The organism is Streptomyces sp. GL_141, assembly GCF_057834385.1.
Genome location: NZ_CM174402.1, coordinates 4658015 through 4670554 on the forward strand (window position 1 = coordinate 4658015; position 12540 = coordinate 4670554).

Below are 12540 nucleotides of genomic sequence, written 5' to 3' on the forward strand. Positions count from 1 at the left end.
GGACGGGGACGGGGAGAGCGGGCGATGGCATTAGTCATGCTGAACGGTGCACCCTTGAACGAGGAAGGCGGCGACGCCGGCAGCGGCAAAGGCCGTGGCGCGCGTGGCAGGCGGCGTGCGCTCGGCCTGACTGCTGCCGCGGCCGTGCTGTTGGGCGGCGCGGGTCTGGCGGCGGCGCAGTTGATCAAGTCGCCGGGGGAGCGCGCTGCGGAGGCGGATCCGCCGGCGCGGTCGGTGATCACTGCGCCGGTGGAGTTACGGCGGCTCGCGGACACTGTGGTGTTGCGCGGGCAGGTATCGGCCGCACAGTCCATCGATGTCGCGCCGCAGGTCGGGGCGGGTGATCCGGACGGCGGGGGCGGCAAGCCGGTGGTGACCGCGGTTCGGGTGAAGCCGGGGGATGTGCTGGAGTCCGGGCAGGTGCTGCTGGAGGTCTCCGGCCGGCCGGTGTTCGTGCTGGCGGGTGAGGTTCCTGTGTACCGGGACCTGAAACCGGGCGCGGAGGGCCGCGATGTCGCGCAGTTGCAGAACGCGCTGGCGGGGCTGGGGCTGAAGTCCGGCACGGACGAGTCCGGCACGTACGGTCCGGGGACGCGCGAGGCGGTCGAGGACTTCTACGAGAAGATCGGCTACGAGGCGTCGAAGACGCCGGATGGGGGTGCGGGGCAGATCATTGCCGCGCAGCAGCAGGTGACCCAGGGCGAGCGGGCGGCCAAGGCGGCGAAGGACGCGTTGGCGGCGGCGCATCAGGCGAAGAAGGACGCGCTGTCCGCCGGGTCGGGCGGTGGGTCCGGCGGTGGCGGCGGGACGGCCGGTCTGGACGCCGCGGTGAAGCAGGCCGAGCAGCAACTGACGTATGCGAATGAGGACGTGGCGCAGGCGAAGAAGGGCCTCGCCGACCTTCAGGCGAAGTCGGGGGCCATGCTGCCGGCCGGTGAGGTGGTATTCCTGCGCGGGTTCCCGGGCCGGGTCGACGCGGTCGCGGCGAAGCTGGGCGGCGAGGTGAAGGAGAAGGCCCTCGCCATCTCGGCGGGTGCGCTGGTGGTCAAGGGAGCGCTGGCGCCGCACGAGAAGGACCTGGTGCGGGCCGGTATGAAGGTGAAGATCCTGTCCGAGTTATCGGGGGTGGACGCGGAGGCGACGGTCACCTCGGTGGCGGACGCACCGGCGGCCCCGACCGGGGGCGACGGGGGGCAGCCCGGCGGCGGGTCGGCCGGCGGCGGGCGGGCGTTCGAACTGGTGGTGACGCCGCTGACGCCGTTGGACCCGAAGCTGGCGGGGCAGGATGTGCGGTTGACGGTGGAGGCGGCATCGTCGGACGGCGAGGTGCTGGTGGTGCCGCTGTCGGCGGTCTCCGCGGGAGCCGACGGGCGGACCGTGGTGACAGTGCGGGCCGCCGAGGGGGTGCAGCGCCGGGTCGAGGTGCGGCCGGGGACGAGCGGTGACGGGTACGTGCAGGTCACCCCGGTCGGTGGTGGGCAACTGGCGCCGGGGGAGCAGGTGATGGTCGGAGTGGCCCGGGGCGGCAGCGGCTCCGGGGGCGATGCCGCTGCGGGAACGGCCGACCGCGGGCGTCCCCCCGTGACCGGGGGTTCGTGATGGAGCCCGCGTACGCGGGCGGGCCTGCGGCCGTGGCCGGTCCTGCGGGTTCCGGGGGCGGCGGCGTGGGCGGTGGGGCAGTCCCGGTGATCGCTTTGCGAGGTGTGGGGCTGACGTATCCGGGGCCGCCGCCCGTACGAGCGTTGAATCCGGTGGATCTGACTGTCAGTCAGGGAGAGTTCGTCACGATCGTGGGTCCGTCGGGATCGGGGAAGTCGACGTTCTTGAACGTGGCGGGCCTGCTGGACCGTCCCACCTGCGGGCGGTACGTCCTGGACGCCGTGAACACCGGTGAGCTGAAGGAGGCGCAGCGCTCCGCGTTACGCGGGACGCGGATCGGGTTCGTGTTCCAGGCGTTCCATCTCCTGCCGCATCGCAGTGCGTTGGAGAACGTCGAGCTGTCGATGCTCTACCAGGGCATCGGGCGCCGGGAGCGAACCGCGCGGGCTCGCGCGGCGCTGGTGCAGGTCGGGCTCGGCCACCGGATCCACGCCCTGCCGTCGACGCTTTCCGGTGGTGAGCGGCAACGGGTGGCGATTGCCAGGGCGTTGGCGGGGGAGCCCGCGTTGCTGTTGTGCGACGAGCCGACCGGGAACCTGGACACCGCGACCGCGGAAGGGGTGCTGGAGCTGCTGGACGAGTTGCACGGCCGGGGCATGACGATCATGCTGATCACCCACGACCCGCAGGTCGCCGCCCGCGGTACCCGCACCCTGACCATCCGCGACGGCGTCCTGACCGAACAGCCCCGCGGTGTTCGCACGGCCGGCTCGACCGGTCCCGAAGGCCTGGGCGTGGACGGCCACCGTGCCCACGGCGCAGCCCACGTCCCGTCCCGGGACGCCGGGCACGGGGCGACGTACGGCACGGACCGCGACGACGGCACCTCGGACCTTCTCCCCGACCGGCCGTCCCGGGATCTGCGCGGCGGTTCCGGATTCAGCCGCATCCGTAGCCGCAGCGGTATCCCCAGCCTCATCCGCCGCACCGTGCAGGCCCCCCGTCCGGATGCCGCACCCGCCCTGCCGCGCACGAAGTTCCGTCCCAGGGCCCTGCTCGCCGAGGCGGTCGCCGGGATGATGCAGCGCCCGGCCCGATCGGTACTGACGGCGCTGGGCACCGTCCTGGGGGTCGGTACGTTCGTCGCCGTCCTCGGCCTGACCGCGACCGCGGCCGGGCAGATCGGGGACCGGTTCAACGCGCTCACCGCGACCGAGGTCACCGTCGAGGACACCGGCGGCCCGGACGCCGACACCGTCCCGCTCTCCTTTCCGCCCGACGCGGACAGCCGTGTGCGCGCACTGAACGGGGTCACTGGCGCCGGGGTGTTCTGGCCGGTGGAACTCCCCTCGCGCGGCACGGTTCACGCCGCCCCCGTCGGCGGCCGCTCCGGTGGCCAGTCGATCCAGGTGGTCGCGGTGTCCTCCGGCCTGATCCCGGCCGTCGGTGCCACCTTCGCCGAAGGCCGCGCCTGGGACACGTTCCATGACGCGCGCGCCGAACGCGTCGCGGTCATCGGCGAGGGCGTGGCCGACCGCCTGGGCATCACCACCTTGCAGACCCAGCCCGCGGTCTTCCTCGGCGACGTCCCCTTCACCATCGTCGGGATCCTCGCCGGCACCGAGCGCAAACCCGACCTGCTGCTGTCCGTCCTGGTCCCGCGCAGCACCGCCGAGACCACGTGGGGTCCGCCCGGCGGCGGCCAGCGCGCCGCCATGCTGGTCACCACCCGTACCGGCGCCGCCGTCCAGGTCGCCGACGAAACCCCCTACGCGCTGCGCCCGGACCAGCCCGGCTACTTCAAGCCCGTCCCGCCGCCCGACCCGCGCACTCTGCGCGACAACGTCACCTCCGACCTGAGCACCCTCTTCCTCCTCCTGGCCGGCATCTGCCTGGTCATCGGGGCCGTCGGCATCGCCAACACCACGCTCGTCGCGGTCATGGAACGCACCGGTGAGATCGGCCTGCGCCGCGCCCTCGGAGCCCGCGGACGCCACATCGCCGGCCAGTTCATCGCCGAATCCGCAGCCCTCGGCGCCCTCGGTGGCCTGATCGGCACCAGCCTGGGCATCATCGCCGTCGCGGCCACCAGCGCCGCCCGCGAGTGGACGCCCGTGATCCATCCCGCCACCGTCGCCGCCGCACCCCTGGCGGGCCTGGTCACCGGACTGATCGCCGGCCTCTACCCCTCTTGGCGCGCCGCGCGCATCGAACCGGTCGAAGCACTCCGGCGATGAGCCGGCCGAATCCGGCATTCTCTGGAAAATGCGCCTGCAGCACATTCTCGCCATTCCGGTGAATTGGAATAGTGAATTCCATGCCGTGGAATCGGTCAAGTGTCTTGAATTTGATTGAGGAAGGCCTTGTGGAAACCCGGTCGAGTGGATAGCGTTGCGAGGCCAATTCGAAAATTGGATAGGCGTACGTGAAGCAAGCATCCTCGTTCTGAATCCACACGTTTCATGGAGGGGAATCATGCCCGTGCGTAAAGCAAGACTTGCTGCTGCCCTTGCGATGGCCGGCGCCCTTGTCGCGATGGTGTCCACGCCCGCGACGGCGGCGGATCAAAACGGGTCCTGCGAGACCGGAGATGTCTGCATCTACCTGGACTTCGGCTACGTGGGAGCAAAGCTGGACAGCTACTACGACATGACGAGCTACGTGAGCCGGAAGTACTACAACTCCGGCGTCTGGCTGGACAACAGTGCGTCCTCGATGAACAGCTTCGCGAAGAGGCAGACGGTCGCGTTCTATGCCGATCCGTTCTACGGCGGATACCGGCAGGCCGTGCCTGCATGGTCGAAGCGGAACGCCGAGGACGACAACTCGTACAGCTCCCACCGCTGGGAGTGATCGGCCCCCGAGGCTGATCCACTAGAACGCGGGGCAGCCCCTGCAGGCGCCACTGCATCAGGGGCTGCCCCGCGCGAACCGGCCCTCGTTTGTCATCCCTGGAGGGCGAGACTCATCGCGGGATTTGGTAGGGGGATTCCTGTGCGGTTGCACTTTCGCTGGATCGCTGTCGGTGCCGTCACGGTGACCATGCTTACGGCGGGCGCCTGTTCGTCCGAAAAGGGGCCGCGCAACGAGGTGTCGTCCCGAGGGGGTAAGTCGCATGCCGGCCCCGAGCCACAACTCGGGGTGGTGTCCACGCCCAAGAGCTTTCGCGAGGTGACGTCCCCTTTGGACGCGTACGTCAGAAACGCTCAGCAGGTGGCTCTGGTCGACCGTGCGGAGGACGGGCGCGTGCGCGCGTGCATGGCGGAATTCGGATTCGACATGCCGGTTCCGGATCGGAGTGCGGTGGTGCAGGGGCGGTGGCCCTCGGCTCGCCTCTTCACGGTGTTCGACATGGAGCATGCGGCCCAGTACGGGTACAAGCCGTCGCCGGACGAGATTCCGAACGCAGGCAGGCCGCGGGTGCCGGAGGGGCAGATTTCGGACGCCGCGATGGCCGTCTTCTCAGGGGAAGGCTCGTCTCGTGTCAACGGAAAGGATGTCCCCAAGGGAGGGTGCATCGGAAGGGCCCGGAGCGAGCTCTCCGGCGGTGCCGAGCTGGCGAACACGCCGATCGCGCACCGGTTCGGGTCATCCGCCTACCAGTGGTCCTTGCAGGACAGCAGGACGAGGGAGGTGTTCGCCCGGTGGAGCACCTGCATGCGGGAGGCGGGCCACGACTACGCGACGCCTCGGGACGCCGCCGGCGATCCCGCATGGGCGGTCGGCGCGGTGCCCGGCAGCGAGAACGGGATGCCGCCTGTGTCCGATCGGGAGACCACCGTGGCGAAGGCGGATGTCGCATGCAAGCTCCGGACCAACCTCGTGGGCATCTGGTCTGCGGTGTTCTCTGCCTACCAGAAGGAGCTGATCGAGAAGAACGCCGAGATACTGCAGGACGAGAAGAACAAGCTCGACAGCCTCCTTGCCCAAGTCGGCAAGTAGCCTGATTCAGTCCGCCCGGGACCGGGTCAGCGGCCCGAGGCGTACGTCACGAAGCCCGACCGTGCGGCCGGGGCGAGCGCGAGCTGGGGGCCGTCGGGGATGCCGGTGATCACCGACCCGGCCGAGGGCATCTTCGATGGCGAGTGACATGGCCGACCCGATCCGGTCCCCTGTGCCCGTACGCGGTGCTACGTGCCCACGGGGGCCACGGCCGGAGCGGACGCGGATGTGGACGTGGACGTGGCCACGACGCGGGTCGGGGAGCCCGTACGGCGGTCCAGGCGGAGGGCTACGAGGCCCAGGGCGATGGCGGTGACGGTCATCGCGCCGCCCGCCCAGGCGGTGGCCGAGTAGCCGTACCCGGCGTCGATGACGGTGCCGCCGAGCCAGGGGCCGCCGGTGTTGCCGAGGTTGAAGGCGGCCGTGGTGGTCGCGCCGGCCAGGGTCGGGGCGGCGCCGGCGACGTTGAACATGCGGGCGTTGAGCGCCGGGGCCGTGAAGAACGCCGAGAAGCCGAGCAGGAACGCGAGGGCGATCGCGGCCGCCGCGGTGGAGGCCAGCAGGGCCAGTGCCGCCAGGAAGACGGTGGAGGCGGTGATGCCCCACAGCATCACCCCGAACAGGTGCGCGTCGGCGATCCGCCCGCCCACCGTGGTGCCCGCCAGCGCGCCGACCCCGAAGAGCCCGAGGATCCACGGGACCCACTGCGAATCGAGCCCGGCCACGTCCGTGAGCAGCGGGGACAAGTAGCTGAAGGCGCAGAAGACCCCGCCCGCGGCGAGCGCCGTGATGCCGATCGACAGCCACACCTGCCGGTCGCGGTAGATGCGCAGCTCGCGCGCGAGCGTCGGCTTCTCGGCGGGCAGCGGGATCTTGGGGATCAGCGCGAGGATGCCGACCAGTGCGACGGCGGAGGCGGCGCCCACCGCCCAGAACGCGGACCGCCAGCCCAGGTGCTCACCCAGGAAGGCGCCCGCCGGGACGCCGAGGACGTTGGCGATGGAGAGGCCGCCGATCATGACGGCCATCGCGCGGGCCCGCTGGTGCTGCTCGACCATGGCGATGGCCACGGCGGCGCCGACCGCCCAGAAGCCGGCGCAGGCGAGCGCGGAGACGATGCGGGAGGCGAAGAGCAGCTCGTACGAGGGGGCCAGCGCGCCCGCGACCTGCCCGAGGCCGAAGAGGGTGATCAGCGAGAGCAGCGTGGTGCGCCGGGGCAGCCGCAGCGTGGCGACGGCGAGCAGGGGCGCACCGACGACCATGCCGATCGCGAAGGCGGATATGAGCAGGCCCGCCTGGGGGATGGTGACGCCCATGTCCTCGGCGATGGGTGGCAGCAGCCCGGAGAGCATGAACTCGCTGGTGCCGAGTGCGAAGACGGAGAGGCCGAGGATGTAGACGGCAACGGGCATACGGGTGCGTTCGGCTGCGGCGGGCATGAACTATCTCAACCGCGACGAACCGGATCACATTCCCGGGGGCCGGGTGGCTTCCGTCTCGTCGCTGTCGCGGGTCTCGTTGGTCCCGCCCGTCTCGCTGAGGTCCGCCAGCTCGGCGGCCAGGTTCGCGCGGGCCGGGGCCTCCCAGTGCGCAGCCCCGTAGGCGGTGCGGAAGAGGCGGGGCAGCTCCAGCAGCTGGCGCAGCACGGCGGCCCGGCCTGCGCGGAAGGCCTCGTCGGGGACGAAGCCGTACTCGGCGCGCACGGCTGCCGCGTAGGCGGCGTACTCCTCGGCCGTGCTGGCCAGGACGCCCAGGTCGGCGTCGCAGAGCAGCTCGCCGTTGGCGTCGCCGGGTGCGGGGTCGTGGGTGACGGTGAGGCGGACGAGGCGGGCCACCTCGGCGGTGCGGGCCCCGTCGATGCCGAGCTCGGGCAGGGCGCGCTCGGCGAGGGCGGCGCTGCGCTCCTCGTTCTCGGAGCGGTCGGGCCGGTAGACGGCGTCGTGGAACCAGGCGGCGAGCTCTACGGCGGCGAGGTCCGCCGCCTCTCCGCCTTCCTCCTCGCCTGCGAGTACGTCGATGCGTGCGAGTACGTCGGCCAGGTGTGCGGTGGTGTGGTACCTGCGCTGCGGCTCCGCCCAGGCGGTGAGGAGTCGGTCGGCGTAGGGGGCGGGGTCGCGGTCGGGGGCGGCTCCGGCGGCGGCGGTGGTGGCGTGCCAGCGGGCGCGGAGCTTTTGCCCGGGGTGCGTGTCGGAAGTCATGGCGGATGTCATGCGCACATTGTGGTGGTGGCGTGATTGTGCTGGTGGAGGGTGGGCGGAGGCCCGTACCCTGAATATTGGACTAGACCTATTTTCCAATGCGGGACGAAGGATGGGATTACATGAGCAACCGTGCGCTCCTGGAGGTGATCGCCCTCGACGTGGAGGACGCGGTCGCGGCCCAGGCCGGTGGGGCGGACCGACTCGAGCTGGTCACCGACATGGCCGCCGACGGGCTCACCCCGCCGCGCGAGACCTTCGCGGCGATCCGGGCGGCGGTCGACATCAGGCTGCGCGTGATGCTCCGGAAGGCCGACGGCTTCTCGGCGGGCTCCGCGCAGGACGTGGAACGCCTGGTGGCGGAGGCGCGGGCGCTGCGGGCGGAGGGGGCCGAGGAGTTCGTGCTGGGCTTCCTGAACCCGGACGGCAGCCCCGACCTCACCGCCGTCGAGGCGGTCGTGGCGGAGCTCGGCGGCTGCGGGTGGACGTTCCACCGGGCGATCGACCGTGCGGCGGACCGTGACCAGCTCCGCAAGGCGGTCGCGGACCTGCCCGGGCTCGACACCTACCTGACCGCGGGCGCGGCGGGCGGGGTCGACGAGGGGCTGCCGACGCTGCTGGCGGAGGCGGCGAAGTCCGGCACCCCCGGCTACGAGCCGCGCATCCTGGTCGGCGGCGGCCTCGCCCTCTCCCACCTGCCGGTGCTCCGCGAAGCGGGCATCGACGCCTTCCACATCGGCGGCGCGGCCCGCCCCGACGGCTGGGCCCGGCCGGTGTCCCCGGCGGCGGTGGAGTCCTGGCGGGTCTCCTTGAGCTGACCGCTTGTGCTGCGGGGGGTCGGTGCCGGGGCCGGGGTGGGGTGTCGGCCTGGACTGCATGATTTAGGCGCCCCCTGCCCTACTCCGACAGGCCGCGGCCTGTTTCCGCGCCACACATCACGCTCTACGTCCAGGCCAACACCCCACCCCGTCCCCGACCCCGCCCCGGGCGCAGCCAAACTCAGCCGTCCGGCGTTTGAGGACCGGGTCCGGGCAGCGCCCGGGGAACGGTGGAAGGGCGGGTAGGGGACTGCCCCGCAGGGCTACGCCAGAGCCTCGGGCAGCGGTGCGGCGTGCAGGACGGTGAGCCCGGAGACGGCTCGGGTGAGGCAGACGTACAGGCGGCGCAGCCCGGTCCGTTCGTCGGGCTCGCCCGAGACCACCTCCGCCGGCTCGTGCAGCACGACGTAGTCGTACTCCAGACCCTTGGCCAGCGAGGCCGGCACCAGCGTCAGCCGCGACTCCGCGGTCGTCTCCTCGCCGGGCGAGAGGTAGGGCAGGCCCGCGCCCACCAACGCCTCCCCGAGCTCCGCGATCCGCGCGTCCGGTGCGATCAGCCCGATCGACCCCTCGTGCACGAGCGAGGCCCGGCAGGCCGCGATCACCGCCGCCGGCAGGCCGGAGTCCGAGTCGACCTCGGAGATGACCAGCGAGCCCGGGGTCTCGCGGACCGAGGAGACGGGCGACAGGCCCGGCGAGATCGCCGGCAGCAGCCGCGAGGCGTAGGCGATCACCTCGCGCGGCACGCGGAAGCCCGCCGTCAGTTCCTCCAGCACCGCACCCGGCTTGCCCAGATGCCCCAGCGCCTCGTCCCAGCTGCGCGTCGCCCACGGGGTCGTGCCCTGCGCGAGGTCCCCGAGGACCGTCGCCGAACCGGTCGTGCAGCGCCGCCCGACCGCCCGGTACTGCATCGGGGACAGGTCCTGCGCTTCGTCGATGACGACGTGGCCGAGCGAGTGCGTGCGCTCCACCAGGTCCGTGGCCTCGTCGATGAGGACCAGGTCCGCCGCCGACCACTTCACCGACTTCACGCTGCGCGCCGGCTTCGCCCACCGCAGCAGTTCCTGCTCCTGCGCCGACAGGATCCCCTCCGCGTGCGCCGCGAGGAACTCCGCGTCCGAGAGCAGCCGCAGCACCAGCTTGGCCGGCTCCACGAGTGGCCACACCGTCTTGACCACGGCCTTCACGGCGGGATTGCGCGCCACCGCGTCCTGGACCCGGTCGTCGGGCGCCTCGCCCGCCTGCTCCATCCGTACGAGGACCGCGTGCGCGATCCGCTGCGGGAGGGCGTCGCGGGCGGCGCCGTAGCGGATGTCGCGGTTCTGGAGCTCGGCGACGATCTCGGCGATCTCGTACGCGGGCACCCGCCAGCGGCGCGAGCCGCGGACCACCATCAGCGGTTCGACGGGCTCCGACACGTGCGAGTGGACCGCGCGGCGCAGTACCTCCGCCATCCGGGCGTCGCCCTTGATCACGGCGGTTTCGGCGGCGTCCGCGCCGCGTACCTCCAGGTCCGCGCGGGCGACCAGGTCGTCGACCGTGGCCTGCTTGACCTCCAGCTCGCCGAGGGCGGGCAGGACCTGCTCGATGTAGTGCAGGAAGGAACGGTTCGGCCCGATGACCAGGGTGCCGGTACGGGCGAGGCGGTCGCGGTGTGCGTAGAGGAGGTACGCGACACGGTGCAGGCCGACGGCCGTCTTTCCGGTGCCGGGGCCGCCCTGGACGCAGACGGAGCCCGACAGGCCGGAACGGACGATCTCGTCCTGCTCGGGCTGGATCGTCGCCACGATGTCGCGCATGGGACCCACGCGCGGGCGCTCGATCTCCTGCTGGAGCAGCTTGCTGACGGCCGCGGCCTCGGCGGGGTCGGAGAGGTGCTCGTCCTCGTACGCGGTCAGCTCGCCGCCCGTGTAACCGAAGCGGCGGCGCAGCCCGATGTCCTGCGGGTCGTTCTTGGAGGCCCGGTAGAAGGGCTGGGAGACCGGGGCGCGCCAGTCGATGACCATCGGATCGCCGCCGGCGTCGTGGACGTGGCGGCGGCCGATGTAGAACTGCTCGCCCTCCGCGCCCTCGGCGAGCTCCGCGCCGGGCGAGTGCAGGTAGTTGAGGCGGCCGAAGAAGAGGGGGGTGTGGGCGAGGTCCGCGAGGGCCTTGATCCGGTCGTCGATCTGGGCTTGCAGGACGACCGCGTTGACCCAGTTCGCGGTGACGTCGCGGATGTCGAGGTTCTCGACGTCCTCGCGCATCGCGCGGAGCGCGGACCGGGAGGCGGCGAGGTGGGCCCGCTCGCGGCCCAGGGGGTCGGTGGCGGCTGCGTCGGCGTAAGGGTCGGCGTCGGGGTCGGTGACGTGGGCGTGCGCGGGCACGGAACTGCCTCCATCTGCTGAGGACCTGCGTGATGCGGGCGGACGGGCCCGCCGGTTTCCGAGCGGCGGGCGGCGCTCCCGGTGACGCGGCGGGAGGCGGCAAGAGCGGAGATTCTAGTCATCGCGAAGGCACAGCGCGAATGGATAAGGGACGGATGAAGGAAGGGATGAAGGAAGGGATGGAGGGATGAAGGGGGGGGACGAAAGTCCTTTGGGGCGGTGGCCCCGTACGGGGGGTGTTCGGTCCGTGTCCTCCTTCGGACAGAGCCCGTAGGGGGAGGCATGGGCCGGGAGGAGGATGCCGGAGAGCCCGAGGTTCAGCCCTCAGGGCGATGTGACAACCCGGTCGAAAACCGACCATGGATACATGAGCACCGCAACCTACACCCCGGTCCAGGGTCGCCGCCCTCGCGGCGCCACCGCCACCTCCGAGTCCCGCCGCCCGCGCCACAGCGCCGGCAGCGTCCTGCGCGCCGCCAAGGTCTTCGCGGCGACCGCCGTGAGCGTCGTCGTCCTGGGTGAATACGCCGAGGACGCGGGCGTCATACGCCGCTGAGCCACCTCCGCGCGGGTGCCGGGGCGTTGATCCACTAGGGTCGCGCCGTGACCCGGAGTTCCGAGCCCAGCCGCTCTCCGTCGCCCCGCGCCGGTGTGCTGCTCGCGGGCCTGCTGCTCGTGCTCGGCGTGCTCTGCGTCGCCCTGCGCATCCCGGTGGCCGATGCCCTCGCCCCCGGTCTCTCCGCCGCCGAGTGGAGCCCGCCCGCCGCGTATCCGCCCTTCGCGGCCATCCTCTTCGCCCCGGCCGCCTGGCTGCCGACGGGCGTACTGAAGGCCGTCCTGGTGGGGGGCAGCGCGGGCCTGTTCGCCCTGCTGATCCTGCTGTCGTGCCGGCTGGCGGGACTGCGGGCCCGGCCGGGCGCGGTGCTGGCCGCCACCGTCGCCGGGGTGTGGCTGGAGCCGCTGTTCCAGAGCCCGCTGTCCGGCCAGATCGCCCTGGCGCTGGCCTGCCTCGTCCTGTGGGACCTGCACCGGCCGCGCGGCGCGCTCGGCAAGGGCTTCGCGCTGGGCACGGCCGCCGGGATCACCCTGACCCCGGCGCTGCTGATCCCGTACCTCCTGCTGACCGGCCGGGTCCGGGCCGGGCTGACCGCGCTGGGTGCCTTCGCGGGCAGCGGCCTGCTCGGGCTGCTGGTCCTCCCCGGGGCCTCTGCCGAGTTCTGGTCCCGGCACCCGCCCACGGGCGGCCGCTCGCTCCTGCTCGACTGGCCCCACCTGTGGGTCTGGACGGTCCCCCTGCTCACGGCCCTGCTGGCCGCCGCCCTGCGCCGCCGGTCACCCTTCGGGCAGCAAGATGTCCGCGTCGTCGAAGACCCGCAGCACCACGAGCAGCAGCCGCCCGCGCGACACCATGTACTCGGCCACGATCTGTGAGGTGAGCCGGATCTCGCGGTCCTGCTCGCCCGCTCCTATCGGCCGGGACAGCTCCGTGTACGGATCGCGGGCCAGGATTTCGAGCGCCTTGTCGAAGGAGGCGCGGCGCACGGGTTCCAGCCGGTCCCGGTCGCGGCCCGCCGACTCCGTGAAGAGGACCTCGTAGATCTCCTGGTGCGTCATACG

General features: G+C 72.1%; 11 protein-coding genes and 1 pseudogene. 8 read left to right on the plus strand and 4 right to left on the minus strand.

All coding sequences use genetic code 11. The annotated features are described in order from the left end of the window. Positions 1–24 precede the first annotated feature (24 nt). The 5 genes and pseudogenes from AC3IX6_RS20530 to AC3IX6_RS20550 all read left to right on the plus strand — a co-directional run bounded on the left by AC3IX6_RS20530 (position 25) and on the right by AC3IX6_RS20550 (position 5541). On the plus strand, positions 25–1599 hold the full coding sequence (locus tag AC3IX6_RS20530; RefSeq protein ID WP_489363385.1) for a peptidoglycan-binding protein: 1575 nt from the start codon (positions 25–27) through the stop codon (positions 1597–1599). Continuing rightward, a pseudogene (locus AC3IX6_RS20535) lies at positions 1599–2345 on the plus strand (ABC transporter ATP-binding protein); the annotation flags it as partial. The gene AC3IX6_RS20530 and the pseudogene AC3IX6_RS20535, both read left to right, overlap by 1 nt. Positions 2346–2564: 219 nt before the next feature. Further along, the gene (locus AC3IX6_RS20540; RefSeq protein ID WP_489371506.1) at positions 2565–3836 is read left to right on the plus strand and encodes an ABC transporter permease; all 1272 of its coding nucleotides are present in this window, start codon (positions 2565–2567) and stop codon (positions 3834–3836) included. Positions 3837–4074: 238 nt separating this feature from the next. Further along, positions 4075–4452, plus strand: coding sequence for a peptidase inhibitor family I36 protein (locus tag AC3IX6_RS20545; protein ID WP_489363387.1), 378 nt, complete (start codon positions 4075–4077; stop codon positions 4450–4452). Positions 4453–4812: 360 nt separating this feature from the next. Further along, on the plus strand, positions 4813–5541 hold the full coding sequence (locus AC3IX6_RS20550) for a hypothetical protein (RefSeq protein WP_489363389.1): 729 nt from the start codon (positions 4813–4815) through the stop codon (positions 5539–5541). Between the two features lie 188 nt (positions 5542–5729). Here the strand turns inward: AC3IX6_RS20550 and AC3IX6_RS20555 are convergent, their stop codons facing one another. Beyond that, positions 5730–6953, minus strand: coding sequence for a Cmx/CmrA family chloramphenicol efflux MFS transporter (locus AC3IX6_RS20555; protein WP_489371507.1), 1224 nt, complete (start codon positions 6951–6953; stop codon positions 5730–5732). Between the two features lie 54 nt (positions 6954–7007). Beyond that, positions 7008–7751: an HD domain-containing protein gene (locus tag AC3IX6_RS20560; RefSeq protein ID WP_489363391.1), complete on the minus strand. Its 744-nt coding sequence runs from the start codon at positions 7749–7751 to the stop codon at positions 7008–7010. A 110-nt stretch (positions 7752–7861) separates the two neighbouring features. On the opposite strand from AC3IX6_RS20560, the gene AC3IX6_RS20565 reads away from it, so the two are divergent. Beyond that, positions 7862–8557 (plus strand): copper homeostasis protein CutC, encoded by a 696-nt coding sequence (locus AC3IX6_RS20565; protein ID WP_489363392.1) that lies wholly within the window; start codon positions 7862–7864, stop codon positions 8555–8557. A 263-nt stretch (positions 8558–8820) separates the two neighbouring features. On the opposite strand, the gene AC3IX6_RS20570 is transcribed toward AC3IX6_RS20565, so the two are convergent. Continuing rightward, positions 8821–10923 carry a HelD family protein gene (locus tag AC3IX6_RS20570; protein ID WP_489363394.1) on the minus strand — a complete coding sequence of 701 codons (2103 nt, stop codon included), beginning with the start codon at positions 10921–10923 and terminating at the stop codon, positions 8821–8823. Between the two features lie 367 nt (positions 10924–11290). Between AC3IX6_RS20570 and AC3IX6_RS20575 the strand changes: the two genes are divergently transcribed. Beyond that, a complete protein-coding gene (locus tag AC3IX6_RS20575; RefSeq protein ID WP_489363396.1) occupies positions 11291–11479 on the plus strand; it encodes a hypothetical protein in 189 nt (62 codons plus the stop codon). Between the two features lie 47 nt (positions 11480–11526). Next, complete coding sequence (locus AC3IX6_RS20580) at positions 11527–12354, plus strand: glycosyltransferase family 87 protein (RefSeq protein WP_489363398.1); 828 nt, start codon at positions 11527–11529, stop codon at positions 12352–12354. Here AC3IX6_RS20580 and AC3IX6_RS20585 read toward each other — a convergent pair. Next, a complete protein-coding gene (locus AC3IX6_RS20585; RefSeq protein WP_351595494.1) occupies positions 12256–12537 on the minus strand; it encodes a hypothetical protein in 282 nt (93 codons plus the stop codon). The genes AC3IX6_RS20580 and AC3IX6_RS20585 overlap by 99 nt on opposite strands. Between the last annotated feature and the right edge of the window lie 3 nt (positions 12538–12540).

Coding starts and splice junctions, on each gene's coding strand:
- AC3IX6_RS20530 (WP_489363385.1), top strand. CDS start 25: ATGGCATTAGTCATGCTGAACGGTGCACCCTTGAACGAGGAAGGCGGC.
- AC3IX6_RS20545 (WP_489363387.1), top strand. CDS start 4,075: ATGCCCGTGCGTAAAGCAAGACTTGCTGCTGCCCTTGCGATGGCCGGC.
- AC3IX6_RS20555 (WP_489371507.1), bottom strand. CDS start 6,953: ATGCCCGTTGCCGTCTACATCCTCGGCCTCTCCGTCTTCGCACTCGGC.
- AC3IX6_RS20560 (WP_489363391.1), bottom strand. CDS start 7,751: ATGACATCCGCCATGACTTCCGACACGCACCCCGGGCAAAAGCTCCGC.
- AC3IX6_RS20565 (WP_489363392.1), top strand. CDS start 7,862: ATGAGCAACCGTGCGCTCCTGGAGGTGATCGCCCTCGACGTGGAGGAC.
- AC3IX6_RS20575 (WP_489363396.1), top strand. CDS start 11,291: ATGAGCACCGCAACCTACACCCCGGTCCAGGGTCGCCGCCCTCGCGGC.
- AC3IX6_RS20585 (WP_351595494.1), bottom strand. CDS start 12,537: ATGACGCACCAGGAGATCTACGAGGTCCTCTTCACGGAGTCGGCGGGC.